The sequence below is a fragment of the Granulicella cerasi genome, assembly GCF_025685575.1.
Lineage (GTDB): Bacteria > Acidobacteriota > Terriglobia > Terriglobales > Acidobacteriaceae > Granulicella > Granulicella cerasi.
Genome location: NZ_JAGSYD010000002.1, coordinates 90,555 through 108,750 on the forward strand (window position 1 = coordinate 90,555; position 18,196 = coordinate 108,750).

The 18,196-nt window shown below is 61.5% G+C and carries 16 protein-coding genes; 8 read left to right on the forward strand and 8 right to left on the reverse strand.

The features are described 5' to 3' along the window. Positions 1–22: 22 nt before the first annotated feature. Positions 23–1,216, reverse strand: coding sequence for a radical SAM family heme chaperone HemW (gene hemW / locus OHL11_RS05820; RefSeq protein ID WP_263370557.1), 1,194 nt, complete (start codon positions 1,214–1,216; stop codon positions 23–25). 52 nt (positions 1,217–1,268) lie between these two features. Between hemW and OHL11_RS05825 the strand changes: the two genes are divergently transcribed. Both OHL11_RS05825 and OHL11_RS05830 read left to right on the forward strand, forming a co-directional pair. Beyond that, positions 1,269–3,254: an ABC transporter ATP-binding protein gene (locus tag OHL11_RS05825; RefSeq protein WP_263370558.1), complete on the forward strand. Its 1,986-nt coding sequence runs from the start codon at positions 1,269–1,271 to the stop codon at positions 3,252–3,254. Positions 3,255–3,316: 62 nt separating this feature from the next. Then, entirely contained in the window at positions 3,317–4,612 is a 1,296-nt protein-coding gene (locus tag OHL11_RS05830) for an MFS transporter (protein WP_263370559.1), read from the forward strand. Between the two features lie 15 nt (positions 4,613–4,627). Here OHL11_RS05830 and OHL11_RS05835 read toward each other — a convergent pair whose 3' ends face one another. From OHL11_RS05835 to OHL11_RS05845, 3 genes are read right to left on the reverse strand one after another with little or no spacing between them, the layout of a single operon-like run. Further along, a complete protein-coding gene (locus tag OHL11_RS05835) occupies positions 4,628–4,801 on the reverse strand; it encodes a hypothetical protein (protein WP_263370560.1) in 174 nt (57 codons plus the stop codon). Beyond that, on the reverse strand, positions 4,798–5,202 hold the full coding sequence (locus tag OHL11_RS05840; protein ID WP_263370561.1) for a DUF3106 domain-containing protein: 405 nt from the start codon (positions 5,200–5,202) through the stop codon (positions 4,798–4,800). Before OHL11_RS05840 ends, OHL11_RS05835 begins: the two co-directional genes overlap by 4 nt. Then, positions 5,199–5,780: an RNA polymerase sigma factor gene (locus OHL11_RS05845; RefSeq protein ID WP_263370562.1), complete on the reverse strand. Its 582-nt coding sequence runs from the start codon at positions 5,778–5,780 to the stop codon at positions 5,199–5,201. Before OHL11_RS05845 ends, OHL11_RS05840 begins: the two co-directional genes overlap by 4 nt. A gap of 130 nt (positions 5,781–5,910) precedes the next feature. On the opposite strand from OHL11_RS05845, the gene OHL11_RS05850 reads away from it, so the two are divergent. Then, complete coding sequence (locus OHL11_RS05850; RefSeq protein ID WP_263370563.1) at positions 5,911–7,296, forward strand: DUF805 domain-containing protein; 1,386 nt, start codon at positions 5,911–5,913, stop codon at positions 7,294–7,296. Positions 7,297–7,299: 3 nt separating this feature from the next. Here OHL11_RS05850 and OHL11_RS05855 read toward each other — a convergent pair whose 3' ends face one another. Beyond that, a complete protein-coding gene (locus OHL11_RS05855) occupies positions 7,300–8,877 on the reverse strand; it encodes a DHA2 family efflux MFS transporter permease subunit (protein WP_263370564.1) in 1,578 nt (525 codons plus the stop codon). Between the two features lie 91 nt (positions 8,878–8,968). On the opposite strand from OHL11_RS05855, the gene OHL11_RS05860 reads away from it, so the two are divergent. After that, positions 8,969–9,343, forward strand: a complete 375-nt coding sequence (locus OHL11_RS05860; RefSeq protein ID WP_263370565.1) for a winged helix-turn-helix transcriptional regulator — start codon at positions 8,969–8,971, stop codon at positions 9,341–9,343. Here the strand turns inward: OHL11_RS05860 and OHL11_RS05865 are convergent. Next, positions 9,340–9,987, reverse strand: a complete 648-nt coding sequence (locus OHL11_RS05865) for a YdeI/OmpD-associated family protein (RefSeq protein WP_263370566.1) — start codon at positions 9,985–9,987, stop codon at positions 9,340–9,342. The two genes, OHL11_RS05860 and OHL11_RS05865, sit on opposite strands and share 4 nt — an antisense overlap. A 63-nt stretch (positions 9,988–10,050) precedes the next feature. Between OHL11_RS05865 and OHL11_RS05870 the strand changes: the two genes are divergently transcribed. Continuing rightward, positions 10,051–11,382, forward strand: coding sequence for a M16 family metallopeptidase (locus OHL11_RS05870; RefSeq protein ID WP_263370567.1), 1,332 nt, complete (start codon positions 10,051–10,053; stop codon positions 11,380–11,382). On the opposite strand, the gene OHL11_RS05875 is transcribed toward OHL11_RS05870, so the two are convergent. Continuing rightward, positions 11,379–12,866: an alpha-amylase family glycosyl hydrolase gene (locus OHL11_RS05875; RefSeq protein ID WP_263370568.1), complete on the reverse strand. Its 1,488-nt coding sequence runs from the start codon at positions 12,864–12,866 to the stop codon at positions 11,379–11,381. The genes OHL11_RS05870 and OHL11_RS05875 overlap by 4 nt on opposite strands. 115 nt (positions 12,867–12,981) lie before the next feature. Beyond that, positions 12,982–14,541: a TolC family protein gene (locus OHL11_RS05880; RefSeq protein WP_263370569.1), complete on the reverse strand. Its 1,560-nt coding sequence runs from the start codon at positions 14,539–14,541 to the stop codon at positions 12,982–12,984. A 152-nt stretch (positions 14,542–14,693) separates the two neighbouring features. On the opposite strand from OHL11_RS05880, the gene OHL11_RS05885 reads away from it, so the two are divergent. The 3 genes from OHL11_RS05885 (at position 14,694) to OHL11_RS05895 (ending at position 18,194) form a co-directional block, all read left to right on the forward strand. Beyond that, positions 14,694–15,218, forward strand: coding sequence for a type IV pilin protein (locus OHL11_RS05885; protein ID WP_263370570.1), 525 nt, complete (start codon positions 14,694–14,696; stop codon positions 15,216–15,218). A 63-nt stretch (positions 15,219–15,281) separates the two neighbouring features. Continuing rightward, entirely contained in the window at positions 15,282–15,929 is a 648-nt protein-coding gene (locus OHL11_RS05890; protein ID WP_263370571.1) for a LolA family protein, read from the forward strand. A 132-nt stretch (positions 15,930–16,061) separates the two neighbouring features. Further along, positions 16,062–18,194, forward strand: coding sequence for a beta-N-acetylhexosaminidase (locus OHL11_RS05895; RefSeq protein WP_263370572.1), 2,133 nt, complete (start codon positions 16,062–16,064; stop codon positions 18,192–18,194). Positions 18,195–18,196 lie beyond the last annotated feature (2 nt).

The following is an 18,196-nucleotide window of genomic DNA, read 5'->3' on the forward strand; positions in this document are numbered from 1 at the left end:
ACCCTCAAACATCACTCAAAATCTAGACTTCCACCGGCTCCAGCAGTCGGCCAAATACTTCATTGGAGATGACACGCCCTTGCAGCGTGAGCGTCCAACACCCATCACGCTCAACCATCCATCCGGCTTCGCACATCTCTTGCACCGCAAGCCTCAGCGCATCAGCGCGCGCGCCGAACGCCTCACGCAACGCCGCCACATTCACGCCTTCGCGCAGCCGAAGCCCAAGGAAGATGCTCTCCTCAAAGGCTGCGTCTTCATCCACGATCTCCGGTCGCGTGCGGCTGCCGAAGCCGTAGCTTGCCAACTCGTCGGTATTTGCAAAACGCAGCGCAGCGCCATCGCCACGCAACAACATCGAGTGCGCATCCAGTCCGAAACCGAAGTACGGCGCACGCTGCCAGTATTTGCGATTGTGTCGCGACTCAAACCCGGCTTGCGCAAAGTTCGAAATCTCGTACTGCGTATAGCCCATCGCGGGCAGCGCTTCACACGCCTGCTCATAGAGCTCCGTCGCCAACTCGTCAGAGGTCACGTGTGGCGCATGGAATCGCTCGCCACCGCGCAAAACCTCCTGCCCCAGCCGCGAGTCCTCGTCGATCTCCAGCATGTAGACGCTCGCATGTTGCACTCGCGAAGCTGCAAGCGCATCGAGCGTCTGGCGCCAACTCGCAGCCGTCTGATGCGGCAGCCCGGCGATCAGATCGACGCCCACATTCGCGATTCCCGCATTGCGGAGATGCTCGAACTCCGCAAAGCACTCCGCCGCGGTGTGCGTACGCCCCACAGCCGAACTTTCGCGATCGACAAACGACTGCACGCCCAGACTGACACGCTGCACACCATCGCGCATCACGGATTCGAGCAGCGCATCGTCGATTTGCCCTGGCGCGGCTTCCAAGGTCATTTCCGCACCTGAAGCCAACGAAAAACTTTCGCGCAGCGCTGCGAAGATCGCTCGCATCTGCTCTGGAAGCAGCAAGCTCGGCGTGCCTCCGCCGAAGTACACAGTGTCCACGGCATCCGGCAGTACCACGCCCATGCGCTCAGCGTCGGCGCGCGCAGAGCGAATCTCCGCGGTCAGCTTCTCCACATAGGCGGCCACGGCGGCATCATTGCCCACCCCACTGGCAAAGTTGCAGAACGAGCACTTGGCACGACAGAACGGCACGCTCACGTACACGCCCAGACTCCCGTTTTTCGCCGCTGCGCTCACTTCTCCATTCTTTCATGCACCGAAGACACGGCGGCTACAATCAAATGAGACGATGCCCGAACAGACTGCGAAAACTCAGGAAAAACCGAAGGCGAAGCGCGCAGGTATCGACGACGACGTCGCCGGCAAAGCCTACGACAGCGTGCTCACGCGCCGACTCTTCGCCTACCTGCGCCCCTACACGCTGCAAGCGATCGTTTCCGCCGTTGCCATCTTCATCAAAGCGCTCTCCGACGTCTTTGGACCCTACCTCGTCAAAGTCGCGGTCGACACCTACCTCGCGCCGACGGGCACTCGCGGCTGGCTCGCGCGCCATCTTTCGCAGAACGCCAGCACCGGCGTCACGCAGATTGGCCTGCTCTACCTCGGCGCGCTGCTGCTGAGCTTCGGGCTGGAGTTCGTTCAGACCTACCTGATGCAGTGGACGGGCCAGCAGATCATGTTCGATCTGCGCAAACAGATCTTCCGCCACATTCAACGCCTGCACGTAGGCTTCTTCGACCGCAACCCCGTCGGCCGACTCGTGACGCGCGTCACCTCGGACGTCGATTCGCTGAACGAAATGTTTACGTCGGGCGTGCTTGCCATCTTTGAAGACGTCTTCGCGCTGACGTTCATCGTCGTCATCATGCTGCGCATGAGCTGGCCGCTCGCGCTGCTCACACTCGCCGTCATCCCCGGCATTCTCTACGCGACCAAGCTCTTCCGCGACCATGTACGCGACAGCTATCGTCGCCAGCGCGCGGCCACTGCAAAGATCAATACGTTCACGCAGGAGTACGTCTCCGGCATGAGCATCGTGCAGCTCTTCAACCGCGAGAAGCGCGCCTACAACGACTTTGTCGAGGTCAACGCCGAAAACAAAGCCGCGTGGACTGACGCGATCTTCGCGTACTCGCTCTACTATCCAGTCGTTGAGCTGCTCAGTTCCATCGCCATCGCACTCGTGCTCTGGCAAGGCGGATCAGCCGTCATGCGCAACACGCATCTGCTCGCCGCACATGCGATCCCGACGGGCATCTTCAGCACCGTCTCCGTCGGCGTACTTATCGCGTTCATCCAGTACGCGCAGCGCTTCTTCCGCCCCATCCAGGATCTTTCGGACAAATACAACATTCTGCAGGCCGCGATGGCTGCAGCCGAACGCATCTTCAAGCTGCTCGATACAGACACCGAAATCGCCGAGCCGCAGCAGCCCATCACGTCCGCAAAGACCGGTCGCATCGAGTTCCGCAACGTCTGGTTTACGTATCAGCCGCTCACCGAAGAGCAGCTCGCAGCTTGCGCGCAACTCAGCGGTACGATGCATACGCCGCCAGCGGAACTCGCCGAGATCGAGTGGATTCTGCGCGGCGTCAGCTTCACCATCGAACCCGACCAGACCGCCGCGATCGTCGGCCACACCGGCGCAGGCAAGACCACCATCACCGCGCTTATGATGCGCTTCTACGATGTGCAATCTGGTGCGGTGCTGATCGACGACGTCGATGTGCGTGAGCAGGAGATCGTCGCGCTGCGCCGTCGTTTCGGCGTCGTACTGCAGGACCCGTTCCTTTTCTCCGGCACCGTCGCGCAGAACATCCGCCTAGGCTCGGCATGGATCACCAACGATGAAGTCGCGAATGCGGCCGATCAGGTCAACGTAGCCGACTTCATCCGCACGCTGCCTGCGCAGTTCGACGAACCTGTGCTCGAGCGCGGCTCCACGCTCTCCACCGGCCAGAAGCAGCTCATCAGCTTCGCCAGGGCGCTCGCGCACAAGCCCGGCATCCTCATCCTCGACGAAGCAACCAGCTCGGTGGACACCGAAACCGAGCTTCGCGTGCGCCTCGCCATCGAGCGCATGATCGAAGGCCGCACCAGCGTGATGATCGCGCACCGTCTCTCGACGGTACAGCGTGCCGACACCATCCTCGTCATGCATAAGGGCGAACTCCGCGAGCAGGGCTCGCATCAGCAGCTTCTCGTGCACCGCGGGCTGTACTACAAGCTGTATCAACTGCAGTACAAAGACCAGGAACTGGCCGCCGCCGACTAACCGGCCCATAGAAACGTCTTATAGCTTGATGCCTATAGATAAGCGATAACATCTATAGCGATATGTCTGCCCAAGCCAAAAAGATCAACACACCCGCGCAGGTGTTGTTTGCCTCCCTCGTAGGCACCACGGTCGAGTTCTTCGACTTCTACATCTACGCCATCGCTGCCGCACTCGTTTTCCCGAAGCTCTTCTTCCCTTCGACCTCACCGAGCGCCGCGGTGCTGCTGTCCTACGCTACCTTTGGCGTGGCCTTCGTGGCACGTCCCGTAGGTTCGGCGCTCTTCGGCCATTTCGGCGACCGCATCGGACGCAAGCGCACCCTCGTGGTGGCGCTCTCCACGATGGGCCTCTCGACGTTCATCATCGGAATCCTGCCGAGTTATCACACCATCGGCATTCTCGCGCCACTGCTGCTCGCGCTCTGCCGCTTCGGTCAGGGCATCGGTCTCGGGGGTGAGTGGGGCGGCGCTGTGCTGCTCGCGGTGGAGAATGCACCCCCAAATCGCCGCGCGCTCTATGGCTCGTTCCCGCAACTCGGCGCGCCCATCGGCTTCGTCTTCTCCGGTGGAATCTTCCTGCTGCTGTCGAAGTACCTGACGAACGATCAGTTCTTCGAGTATGGCTGGCGCGCTCCGTTCCTCATGTCTGCGGTGCTCGTTCTGCTGGGCCTCTACGTGCGTCTCACCATCACCGAAACGCCCGTCTTCGCCAACGCGGTCAAGCACTCCGAGCCGGTCAAGCTGCCGATCGGCCGTGTCTTCACGCACTACACGCGCCCGCTCATCGCCGGCACGCTCGCCTGCATCTCGACATTCGTGCTGTTCTACCTGATGACCGTCTTCGCGCTCGGCTGGGGCACCAGCGCGCTGCATTACTCGCGCCAGAGCTTCCTCTACATGCAGCTCGGCAGCATGTTCTTCTTCGCGCTGACGATCCCGCTTTCCGCGCTGCTCGCCGAGCGCGGACGCCGCCCCGTCATGATCGGCATCACGATCCTGATCGGCATCTACGGTCTCGTTTTCGGCTCGCTCTTCCAGTCCGGCGCCGCCGGTGCGTTCATCACGCTCGCGCTCGGCCTCGCACTGATGGGAGCCACCTACGGTCCGCTCGGCACGATCGTTTCGGAGGTCTTCCCGACCGCCGTTCGCTACACCGGCAGCTCGCTCGCCTTCAGCCTTGGCGGCGTTCTCGGCGCGTCAGCGACGCCAAACATCGCCACGTGGCTCGCGAAGTCGCACGGCCTCTCCTGGGTGGGCTACTACCTCACCCTCTCTGCTGTCGTAACGCTTGTTGGAATTCTTTTCACGCGCGAGACCAGCAAGGACGATCTCACGCTTCCCGCAGAGCCTGTCTAGGCCCGCAGGTACTGGCTACGCCCGCTCAGGCGTGGCCAGTACCGCAAACAACAGTTCATTCAGCGTCATTTCTTCCATCGGCTCTTCACGCTTCGGCTCCAAAGCCATCTCGCTCCACCACGAGACATCCTTCGAGCGTGCGTCGACCGTCGATTCCATCGCCAGATTCATCGTCCACTCTCCCGTCATCGAGGCACCTCCGCCTCTTCCTTCTGCGTGGGTTCGCCGCAGAAACCACCACGGTTGAGCCACGACGGACCGCAACCATCTCCCCACTTCTCCTTCATCACTTCACGAAAACGTGCACGCTCTTCCGGCGTCATCTCCGCAAAACGGGCCTTCATGCGACGCTTCCACTCACGACGCTCGCGGAAGTTCCCGCCCCCCGGCTTCGGCCCATGCTTATGGAAACCGCCGAAGAGAATCTTGCACAGCAGCAGCAGACCGATCGCCTGCCCAAACGTGATCGCCTTCCAGCCGAAGATCGACGGCACCAGCCAGTTCCACAGCCGCATGGTGACGTAGCCGAACACAGTCACCGCAACGGCGACCATCACCAGCACCTTCACGACCTTTAACAGCTTCTTCATGCCTCTACCCCTTCTCCGCTAAAACTTTCCCGCATCTGCCGCAAGCGTTTGCGCAGGTGCAACACGGCGTAACGCTTGCGCGCCAGCAACGTGTTCTGGTTGATTCCTGTTCTCGCCGCCATCTCCTTAAAGCTTTCGCCCTCAAGCTCATGCGCCACAAAGACCTCGCGCTGCTCTGGCGGCAACTCACCCAACGCTTCCTCGATCGCATCCGTCAGCACGCTTCGCGCATACAGCGCATCCGGCCCGTCCTGCGGAGAAGGCAGCAGCTCTTCGAGCGACAGCCCGTCTTCGCCACCTACCGGCTCGCTCAACGACTCCGTCTTCTTCTTACGGAAGACATCGATGATGCGATTGCGCGCCACGCGAAACATCCAGGCAGTCACCTGCTCCACCGGCTTCAGCAACCGATACGTCTGCACCAACTCGTAGAACACATCCTGAAGGATGTCCTCTGCCTCAGCAGTGTCTGAAACCTGCTTGCGAATGAAGTTACGAAGCCGCGCCCCATCGCGCTCAAGGGCGGCGGTGAGTACATCGTCCTGTTCGGACATCGTCCATTGCCGATCTGCCGTCATCGCCCTCCCTTCCGCGCTTGATTCGAGCTTCTACGAGTGAAAACGGAGCAAACTGAAAAATATTGCAGAAAATGATTTGAACTTTTTGCAAAGCCGCTTCTGTGAAATCCTCCAACCACTCAGGAGAGCTATGAAGAGCTTGTTGGGCTATCTCTTTCAGTTTGAAGGCCGCGTCTCGCGAATCCAGTACTTCTGCACGGCGATCGTTCTCGCGGTCGTCAAGTACGCGATCGATTTCACGATCGCCTCGCACGCAACGATCCCTTGGCCACCTTACGTGTATGTGCTGCCTGTGCGCTCGTTCACGGCCTTCGGCTTTGGCCAGCAGCACCCTCACACGTATCTGCTGCTCTGGCTGCTGACGATCCCCTTCTTCTTCAGCGGCGTTGGACTCACCATACGCCGTCTCCGCGACGCAGGCTACCGATTGGCTTGGGCAGCATTCTTCTTTCTGCCTGTGTTCAACTTCCTCATGTTCCTCGTCCTCTCGCTCGCACCCACCGCGAGCGACGAGGAAATTCGCTGGCGAGAGGAAGGCGATAAGGACGACGACGTGCTTCGCCCAGATGCGCCGATCCTTGGAGTGGTGATCGCCGTCGTCGTTGGCCTCGGACTCGTCTACTTCAGCGCCAACTTCCTCATGCAGTATGCGTGGGGCTTATTTCTCGGCGTGCCTTACGTCATCGGATTCATCGCCAGCTGGTTCATGAACGCGCGCATCGTCCGCTCGAAAGCCGACACCGTTGGCGTCTCCGTGATCGCTCCTCTGATCGTTGGACTCTGCCTGCTAGGCTTCCGGTTTGAAGGAATGATCTGCCTTGCTATGGCGATCCCGCTCGCGATTCCACTCTCCATTGCCGGTGCTCTCACCGCGAGGACGTGCCTGGCAAACCGCGCCCGCTTGCTCCGCTCGCGGACGAACCTCACCGCATGCGTCGCGTTGCTGCCGTTCCTCATGCTGTTGGAGCACCACTCGAATCTCGAGCCACCTACTCGTCCGGTCGTGTCGAGCATCATCGTCAACGCGCCGGTCGACGCAGTCTGGCGCAATGTCATCGCCTTCCCGCCGCTTGCGCCGCCCAAAGAGTTGCTCTTTCACACCGGCATCGCCTATCCAATCGGTGCAACGATCACGGGCCGAGGCCCGGGAGCGATCCGTCGCTGCAGATTCTCCACCGGAGACTTCGTAGAACCCATCACGACGTGGGACGAAAACCACCTACTGGCTTTCAGCGTCGCCGCTCAACCGCCCGCGCTCGACGAGATCACACTCGGCACCGGCCCCATACGCACCCCGCATCTTGAGCTCAACTATCTACGTTCGCGCCACGGCCAGTTCAGGCTCGTGGCCCTCGACGCCAACCACACGCTGCTCGAAGGCACCACCTGGTATCAGGATTACTTCTGGCCGCAGACCTATTGGCGAGCATGGTCCGACATGATCATCCACCGCATCCACCTTCGCGTGCTGGAACACGTGAAGGCGAACGCGGAGCGTGAGTCAGCGCACAGCTAAGGATCAATGCGCCTCAGGCGCCTTGCCGCCAGCGCGGAAGTTCTTCGTCAGCCACACCAGCGGAGCCACGCCAAGCGTGACCACGCCCAGAATGTGGAAGCAGTCCATAAAAGCCAGCAGCCGAGTCTGGGCCTCAAGCTGCGCGTACACTCGCGCAGTGGCCGCAGCCGTCGCGTCGATCGCCGAGAACCCATGCACGTGAAGATACGCCGCCGTGCGCGTTATGTTTTGCTGCAGCCCACCGAAGGACGGAGAGAGTTGCTCCCCTACCCGCGACTGGTGAAAGTTCTGCCGGCGCTCGCTCATCGTCGTCACCAACGCGATGCCGAAGCTTCCTCCCCAGTTGCGGAAGAAGTTCGTCAGCGACGACGCCTTGTTGTTCTGGTGCGGCTTCAACTGCGAGTACGTCACCACCGTTAGCGGCACGAAGAAGAATGCATAGCCAAAGCCCTGCAGCGCACGCGCCAACGCATAGTGGTTGTAGTCCGTCTGCAGATTGAACGACGCATAATGCAGGAACGAGATACCCACCACAATCAGTGCACCAAACAACAGGATGCGCGGATGCACGATGCCTCGCTGCACCAACTGCGCGCCCACCGGAGCCAGCAGCGTGATCACAAACGCGCCCGGCCCAAGCACCAACCCCGCATCGATCGCGCGATAGCCATAGAGCGATTGCAGGATCTGCGGAATCATCGTCGTCGACGCGAACAAACCCACGCCAAAGATGAAGTAGAAGAGGTTCGAAATCGCGAAGTTGCGAATCTTCAACAGCCGGAAGTCGATCACCGGATCTTTCTGCCGCAGCTCCCAGAAAACTGCCGCCACGAGACTGGCAACGCCGATCACAAACATCCAGCGGATGAACGTCGAGCCGAACCAGTCATCAATCTGGCCGCGATCCAGCAGCACTTCCAACGCAGCCGAGCCTAGACCGATCAACGCAATGCCGATGCCATCGACGCGCAGCTTACCGTTCTCGTCACGCACTGTTTTGCGTTCTTCTGCGAACTCCGGCGGGTCCTCGACAAAGCGGTTCGTCAGAAAGATCGAAAGAATGCCGATGGGAATGTTGATCAGGAAGACCCAACGCCAGTTGAAGTTATCGGTGATCCATCCGCCCAGTACCGGCCCGATCGCAGGGGCCGTCACGATGGCGACCGTGTAAAGCGCAAACGCCGACGCGCGCTTCGCGGGCGGGAAGGTGTCGACCAGAATCGCCTGCTCCACCGGTGCGAGACCACCACCACCGACGCCCTGTAGCACGCGCGCCATCAGCATGAATCCCAGCGTCGGTGCGAGGCCGCACATCAGCGACGTCACGGTGAACAGGGCGACACAGGCCATGTAGTAATTCTTGCGACCGAAGACGCGCGACAACCACGCCGACATCGGCAACACCACGGCATTCGCCACGAGATACGTGGTCAGAATCCACGTCACTTCATCGAACGAACGCCCCAGGCCGCCGCCGATATACGGCAACGAAACGTTCGCAATCGACGTGTCCAGCAGCTCCATGAAGGTCGCAATCGTCACCGTAAGGGCCACCACCCATGGATTTACTTGCCGTTTCATTGCCACTCCTTCTTGTTGCATCATGCAACTACTCAATGCGCTGAGGCATCTAGTTCTATAATGCAACTAGACGCCTGCGGAGGCCGTGACGATGCAAAGAAAATGTCTTGCCGATGCGCAGTGCCCCATTGCCCGCTCGCTGGACGCGATCGGCGACTGGTGGTCCCTGCTCATCGTTCGTGATGCATTGCGCGGTGCCAGCCGCTTCTGCGAGTTCGAGCGCTCACTCGGCATTGCTCGCAACATCCTCACGCAGCGCCTGCTCAAGCTCGTCGAAGAAGGGATCTTCGTGATCGAACCGGCCGCGGATGGCAGCGCCTATAAGCAATACCGGCTCACAGATCGCGGTGCAGGGTTGAAGCCTGTGATCGACGGCCTGTGGAACTGGGGCGCCGACAATCTCTACCCGCCGAGCAAGCGACCGAAGTCGCCTCGGCCATTCCAGCATTTCCTCGCCGACCGCTAAGCCTTCTTCTCCGCAAGATCACAGAGCTTCTGGATGCGCTTCGCGCGCGACTCCGGCGACTGGTAATAGAAGACGCCCATCAACTCTCCGCGCCGCTGCGTCTCCGTCAGCCTTGGCCAACCAGCCTTCGCTTTGGGTCGCGCGCGAAACGCATTGAGGATCGCCGGCGGGAGTTCCATCTCCGCCTCCATCGTGTTCAGCAGCCGCTCCGCAGTCTGCTCGGCGCGTTTGATTCGAGAAGCCTCGCTCTTCACGTCTTCAATCCACTGCCCTAGTTGTCGCCGCGCGGTTTCGCTCAGCGCCTCATAGAACGCGCGCAGCCCCTCGGCATCATCCAGCAGCACGTCCAGCTCATCCGGCAGAGAGATCGGCCGCGCCTCAAGGTCCGGCTCGAGCACGAACTCTGCTTCCGCCCCTAGCGCCACCTGCCCACCGCTCTGCATCGCCTTATTCACCAGCACGATGAGTCCACCGAGTGACGTATCCGGCAGCAGTGAGCTGCGAAACGCAAAGCCGTTGATCGTGCCGCGCACACGCTGCCGCAAGCGTTTCGGCCACACCTCCGCCGGATCAAACGGCACACGCACCACCGTCCAGCCAAGTGACAGATCGCCCTTCTCCAGCCGCGCGGTGAATCGTTGCACGATAGCCTTTTTCTCTTTTCCTGCGGCTTTTTTCACGCGTCACTCCATGAAACAATAGTGTTTATGCCGGTTTCCGTTCCTGTGGCCGAGAACGCCACATCCCTTCAGCCTTCTGCAGAACAGCTTCGCGACATCCGTTCTACCACCTTGCCCAACGGCCTGCTCGTACTCACCGAACGGATGTCCCATCTGCGCTCGGTTTCGATGGGCGTGTGGCTCGACACCGGATCGCGCGACGAAGATGAAATCACCAACGGCATCTCGCACTTCCTGGAGCACATGGTCTTCAAAGGCACGACCACCCGCAGCGCGCAGCAGTTCGCGCGCGAGGTCGACGCCATCGGCGGTAACCTCGATGCCTTCACCGGTAAGGAAACCGTCTGCTTCAACATCAAGACGCTCGACGAGAACGTACCCGCAGCGCTCGATCTGTTGACCGACCTCGTGCTGCACCCGACCTTCGCGCCTGAAGATATCGCCAAGGAACGCGGCGTGATTCTTGAAGAGATCAAGATGGACGAGGACAATCCCGACTACCTCGTGCACGAGCTCTTCTCGCAGAACTTCTGGCCCGGCGACGCACTCGGCCGCCCGATCCTCGGCACAGTCGAGACGGTCTCCTCCTTCGATCAGCGCATCGTGCTCGAAGAGTATGCGCGCCGCTTCTCGCCCGCCAACATGCTCTTCACCGCTGCGGGCAACATCGACCACGACACCTTCGTCGCGCAGGTCGAGCAGGCTTTCTCTTCGCTGAACGCCAGCGCGCAGACGAAGCTCGCGCAACACACCGCGCCGAAGACGCAGCCGCACATCACGCTGCGCAACAAGAAGTCGCTCGAGCAGGTGCAGTTTTGCCTCGCCATGCCCTCGCTGCCTGTCGCGCACAAAGACCGCTACGCCGCCTTCCTGCTGAACTCGATTCTCGGCGGCGGCATGAGTTCGCGTCTCTTCCAGTCGATCCGCGAAGACCGCGGCCTGGCGTATTCGATTTACTCCGAGCTCAGCCCGTTCCGCGACACCGGTTCGCTCTCTGTCTATGCAGGTTGCGCCGCAGACAAAACTCGCGAAGTGCTTAAGCTGACGCTCGTCGAGTTCACCCGCCTCAAGGAAGAACTCGTCGGCGAGGACGAACTCAAGCGCGCCAAAGACCAGATCAAATCAAACATGGTGCTCGGCTTGGAGTCGTCATCGTCGCGCATGTCGAACCTTGCGCGTCAGCAGATGTACTACGGACGCTTCTTCACCGCCGAAGAGATCATCGCCGAAGTCGAGCGAGTAACGCCGGAAGAGGTGCAGCGTCTCGCGCAAGAGCTCTTCGTTTCCGAAGGATTCGCGCTCACGCTACTCGGCAACCTCGGCAAGATGAAGTTCGATCGCAAAGACCTTGCCTGCTAGCGACGACGTCGATGGCGACGCGGTGAGGTGCTCGACGGAGCTGCCGCGCCTTCGTGATACAACTCGCCCATGAAGAAGGTGCGGCCGGGCAGTACCAGGTGGTCCGCCGTCTCCGTCGGCAGCAGATTCCCCGCAGAGGCGAGCATCTCGCTCACCGATGCCGTGAGCAACGGGCGCAGCACCCCCGCTCGCACGCGCATCGCCTGCAAGTCGCTCTGCAGATCAAGCGACGCAGGCTGCTCGCTGAGGTTCGCTGCGATCAACACCGACGCTGTCGTCCGCGTCCCAGCAGGCGCACGTCGCACCCACACCAACACGTTCTGCGCATCGCGATTCAACAGCGTCTGCGAGCCGTTGCGGATCGACCAGTTGCCATGATGCAACGCGATCAGGTGGCGATAAAAGTTCAACAGCGAAGACTCGTCCGTCTCTTCACTCGCTGCGTTCGACGCCGCTCCATTCACCGCCTCACTCACCTTGAACTCTGCCGTGCTGAAACCCGGTAGCGTGTTCAGGTCCGATGGCTGCGCGGTTTCGCTCTGCACGACTACCGGCCTCGTCGGCGCGGGTAGCGCCAACTTCGGCGGTGGAATGTACGGCGTGAACGCGCCGTAGACCTCGACCTTCGGCTTCGTTGCTACGACAGGCTGTGGCGTCTCGCTCGTCACGTTGGCCGGCGTCCACTGCATTGCTACCACGGAACCGTCGGTGGAGATCAGCCCAAGCTCGCGCCCCGCATCGAAAATCACCGCGGCACGCGACCCCAACGCGGCAGCCGCAATGACGCGATCCTGCAGAGCCTGTGCCTGCGCATTCTTCGCGACCTGAGCTTCGCCCTCAATATGCAGCAGCGGAACGTTCTCCACTCCGTCGCTCGAACCGAGCAACGCAGAGTCGAGCTTGGAGCGCAACGCGCGCGCGTCCTCCGTGCCTACACCCAGCACCGCCATCTCGCGAAGCTGTGCGCCACCTGACACCGGGACCACCCCGCGTCCGTCGGCGATCAGCACGCGGTCTCCCGGGAACGACGCGACCTGCTTGCGGAGCCGTTGCAGGCTGGCACCATCTACGGTCGTGCCCACCTGCGGACGGAGGACAACGCCAGCCGCACCCTGGTTCAGCCATTTGCGAGCAAGTCCTTCATCCGCGGCTGGAAGCTCCACCAGGATGCGCACGTGCGCATCAGCAGCTTTGCGAGCGAGCAAACCAAAGTCATCTTCGTTGAACGGCGGCACCAGAATGATCGCATCCACGCCCAGCCGCTGCAGGTAATCGAGCCGCTGCTCCACACCCGCGAGGTCGCCCACGCCATCGCCGTTCGAGTCCTGGAAGAACCTCGGCGTAATCCGGTAGAACACGCCACGCCGCCACCAGACCTCGGCTTCAACGCCTGAGCCAGCCCATCCCGGGCGTGCAAGAACCTGCGCGCTTGCGGCCACACCGACCGCCAGCACTCCCATCAACAAGCCACTGCGAAGACCCATTCTCATACGCGACCAAAGACGCTCGTGCCGCGAGCGTTCTTTCGATGCTACGCCAAGCAAAAGAGTCCCGCAGGCACAAAGGCCGACGGGACTCAGATCCTCCAACGAGCTACGTTTACGGCTTCGCGGTCGTCGCCAACTCCGTGCCCAGATACGTGCGGTAACGAGACTCCACGACACCCGTTGCCTGTGCGAGATTCAGCTTGGCTACGTTGTACTTGTAGAGCGCCTGCACGAGCTCAGCCTGCGCGCTGGTCACGCTCGCCTGTGCATCGATCACCGGCAGATTGTCATCCACACCAGCGGCAAAACGATCGCGCTCATCCGCGAGCTCCTGATTGGAGAGCTCCACCTTGCTGCGCGTGACCTTCACCAGCTCATTCGCTGCCTGCTCGTCGAGCATCGCCATACGAATCTGCGCTTCCATGTCGGTGCGAAGGCTGGCTTCCCGATCACGCAAGCCCATAAGCGCCGCAGAAATCTGCTGCTGCTCTCCACGCTGCGCGGCCTCGCGGAAGACCGGAACCTGCAGGCTTCCCTGCGCATTGAACACGCCGTGATATAACCCCGTCGTCTCACCGATCACGCCGTAGAACCCCTTGAACGCGAGCGTCGGCAGTCGCTGATACTTCACCGCCTTGTACTCACGCTGCTGTACGTCGATCTGCGCTTCGAGGCTCAGGAAATCCTTGCGATGCAGCAAGGCCGTTGACATCGCATCGGCCATCGTCAGATCAACGAACTCCGCAAACGGAGCGGCGTCGGTGAACTCCCACTGTTGTTCGGCAGGCACACCCATAATGCGATTGAGTTGGATGATGTCTTTCTCGACCTGTGCGGCCTGCGCTACGGTCGTCTGCTGGCGCTGCTGGTAATCCACCTGCGCGCGCAGCGCGTCAAGGTTCGTGCCGACGCCCGCATTCCTGCGCGCGAACGCATCATCGAACGTGCGCTTGGAAGCGACTTCCTGCGTCTTCGCGTTCTCCAGGTTGGCGCGGTCCGCAATCACCTGCAGATAAGCGGTGCCTACGGCCGTCACCACATTGCCGCGGCTGTTCAAATAGTTGAAGTCCACTACCTGACGCTCGCTCTTCGCGGCCCTGTACAGCTCAAGGTCCGGCAGGTTGAACAGCTGCTGGCTGGCCCCGATCTGCGCCTGTGTCACGTTGATGCGGACGATCGTCGAGAAGTTCGACAAGTCCACATTCAACAGCGAACCGACTTCGCCGAGCAACGCGGGCTTGAAGCCCATTGCCGCCAGGTTGATCTGCTGCGCGCTGCTCGAAGCTTGGAGCGTGAGGTTCGGGATGATCGCCGAAAGCACCGTCGACTGCAGGCCCTGCACCTCGTGCAGATTCGCCAGGTCGTACTTCACGCGGTGGTTGCCCACCAGCGCGTAAGAAATAGCATCGTCCAGGGAAAGCGGACGCGGATCAGCCGTGGCGGTATCGCGCATCTCGCCCTGCGGCGTCTTTACCGTGGCCGCTGGCGTGAACTTGGCGCCCGAACCCGCGTTTTTGCTGAGTTCCTTCTCTTTGACGACCTGCTGCTGCAGGACCGAGGACGGCGCAGCCGGCAACGGATCAGCCGTCTGCTGCGCGCGCAGCATCGCCGGCGCAGCGGTCGCAACGCACACCGCCCCAGCGAGGAAGAACTTGGAAGTCGAATAGATCACGTCTCTTTAGAGTGCCATGAACGTCTTCGGGATGCGAAATGTGCTGAGGATTCATAAAAATTTCTCCACCCCGGCCCGCTGACACTCCCGCGCCCGCAGCGTCTATACTCGTATCGGTGCAATTCCAGAGCTTCCCGCTCCCGAAGGACGTTATGACGAACGCAACAAAGCGCCCCGCGCGCATCGCCTCCGCCGCTGAAGCGGGCTTCACGCTCATCGAACTGCTGATCGTTATGTCGGTCATCCTGATCCTCATGACGCTGGCCGTTCCGGCTATGCAGAAGACGATCAAGCGAGCCAACGAGACCTCGGCGATCAACAGCCTCCGCACGCTGAACCAGATGGAAGGCCAGTACAACTCGACCTACCCGACGCACGGCTTCGCCTGCTCGCTTTCGGCGCTCGGCGGTAAGCCCGGCTCCGGCACACCGACGGCAGAGGCTTCGCAGCTGATCCCCGAAGATTTGGCCTCCGGCTCCAAGTCCGGTTACACCTTCGTGATCTCCAACTGCACGAAGACCACTGTGAACAATCAGGACCAGTTCAACTCTTACCAGATCACCGCCGTGCCGAACTCCGTCGGTCACACCGGCGACCGTGGCTTCTGCACCGACGAAAACGCGCAGATCCACTTTGACGCCAAGGGCGGCACGAACTGCACCGACCTCCTGCAGTAATCCCATCCTGCATCAGCAAGGCCGCCGAAAGGCGGCCTTTGTCTTTCCAGCATCAGAGGTTTCATGAAGTTTCGCTCGCTGCTCTCAGCTCTGCTCATCGCCGCCCCGCTTGCTCTAGCCGCGCAAACGCCCTCCACCAAAGACCTGGCCAGCAGGGTGAACGCGCATTACAACCACTTGCAGTCGCTTGAAACCCGCTACACCGAGCGCTATCGCGGCATGGGCATCGACCGCACTGAGACCGGCACACTCCTTCTGCGCAAACCAGGCCGCATGCGCTGGAGCTACGACTCACCGAAGGGCAAGCTCTTCGTCGTGGACGGCAAGTACGCCATCTCGTGGACGCCCGGCGACTCGCAGGCCGACCGCATCCCGGTCAAGAAGCTCGATGATCTGCACACCCCTCTCCGTTTCCTGCTCGGCCACACCGAGCTCGAGAAGGAGTTCGCCAGCCTGACGCTTGCTCCCCTCGGCGGTGGGCAGTTCACGCTCTCCGGCGCGCCACGCGGTATGGAGAACAAGGTTCGCGCCATCATTCTCACCGTTACGGCTGACGGTACGATCCACGCGATGCGCATCGAGGAGCTCGACGGCGCGATCACCGAGTTCGCCTTCACGAACCTGCGCGAAAACGTCCCGACCAAACCCGAAGACTTCACCTTCGATCCACCCGCCGGAGTCAGCATCGTTGACGGCGCATCTCCCATCTAAATCGCTTCTCTGATCGTTTCGCTCGCACAAAACGATCACACTTCGCACATTCCTTTTCAACCGCTCGAACACTCTGCGCGAAGCCGCAATCCAGGCTCACAACGCACAGGCTGGCTCGTGTACCGTAGTGGCATGTTGAACTCACGTCGCCTCGGTTACACCAGCGCCTTCCTCGCCGCGATCACGCTTAGCGCATCGGCCCAGATGCATCTGGTGCCAGAGCCACGCAGCGTCGCCGCAAAGGGTAATGTCTCGCTGACCGGCGGCGTCACCATCGTTTGCGACGGCTGCGATGCCGACGACCGCTTTGCCGCGAGCGACCTGCAGCAAACCCTCACGGAGCGCCACGTCCCCACCGGCGCCGGCCTCCGCATCGTGCTGCAGCGACTCGCGCAGCACCCTGACTCCCAGTTCACCGACGCGATGAAGCCCGAGGGCTACACCATCGCCTACACACCCGGCACCCTCACCCTCACCGGCGCCACCGCCCCGGGCGTGTTCTACGCGGCGCAAACCGCCAAGCAGCTCATCACCGCGGCCCCCGGCGCGACGCCCATGCTGCAGGCCGCCGACATTCGCGATTGGCCCGCAATGAAGTACCGCGGCCTGCACGACGACCTTTCGCGCGGTCCCGTCGACACCCTCGAGTTCCAGAAGAAGCTCATCCGCACGCTCGCCGCTTATAAAGCCAACGTCTACTCGCCGTACTTCGAGTCCACACAGGCCTATCCGTCAATGCCGCTCTCGGCGATCCCCGGTGCGAGCCTGACGCCAGCGGAAGCCACCGCGCTCGTCGCCTATGCCGCGCAGTTCCACATCACCGTGATCCCCGAGCAGGAAGCCTTCGGCCACGTCCGGCACATGCTTACCTGGGAGCAGTACGCCAACGCAGCGGAAACACCGCACGGCGGTGTGCTCGCGCCCGGCCAGCCGCAATCCATGCAGATGATCGATGGCATGTTCAAGGACCTCGCCAAGATGTACCCCGGCCCGTTCCTGCACATCGGTGGCGATGAAACCTTCGAACTCGGCTACGGCCGCACGCGCCCGGACGTCGACACTCGCGGCCTCGCGCCGGTCTACCTCGACTTCATGCAGAAGATCGTCGCCGACCTGCAGCCACTCAACCGCAAGATCCTTTTCTGGGGAGACATCGTCGGCAACGAGCGCTCGGCACCGCTGCTGAAGGCGCTGCCGCAGAGCTTCAAGAACAGCGTGACCGCCGTGGCGTGGGGTTACTCGCCGAAGCCTGACTTCAGCAGCTACCTGAAGCCCTTCGCTGACAGCGGCATCCCCTTCTGGGTAGCGCCGTCCGTCAACAACTATCGCCAGATGTGGCCGAACCAGAACGAAGCGCTGCTCGATATCCAGGGCTTCACCCGCGACGGCCAGAAAATGGGCGCTCAGGGCCAGCTCAATACGCTGTGGAACGACACCGGCGAGTCGCTCGCGAACGCGAACTGGTACGGCATCCTCTTCGGCGCCGCCGCCGCATGGCAGCAGGGGGAAAGTTCGATTCCGCAATTCCAGCAGAGCTACGGCGCGGTCTTCCACGGCGATTCAACGGACCTCGTCGATCAGGCGCAGAACGAGCTGAACGCCGCCATGCAGTTGCTGCACGACACCAAGGGCTTCAGCGGATCCGATGGCACCGACGGCCTCTTCTGGGTCGATCCCTGGTCGCGCCACGGACAGAAATACGCTGTGGCCATGCGCCCCATCGCCGCGCCGCTGCGCCTTCATGCCGAGCGCGCCATCGCGCTGCTCGTACAGGCACGCACCGCCAACCCGAACCTGCGCGAACAGGATGCGCTGAACGCGATCGACTTTGCCGCGCGCCGTATCGACTTCCTCGGCCTCGTCTATCAGCTCTCCGACGAGATGATCAACGACTTCGCACAGGCGCAGGCCACGGCCTCCTCTGATCACTGGAAGAAGGCCAAGCCAGGCGTCAACTGGCTCTTCTCTGAGATCAACAGTGTGAACGGCCGCATGCAGGACCTCACCTACGGCTACTCCTACCTGCGCGATCAGTACGAGAAGCAGTGGCTCTCCAGCTATCGCCCCGCGAACCTGCGTCCCGTACTCGAGCGCTACGACTACACCATCCAGCTCTGGCTTTCGCGCATCGATCAGATGCGCGTGATGCAACGCGACTGGAGCGACAATCACGTCATCAACCCGGCAGAAGCCGCCAAACTTGGCATCCCCGCACCGCTCACTCCAGTCGCCGCTTCGCCCATCGACACCGCTCCCAAGCCGTAAAC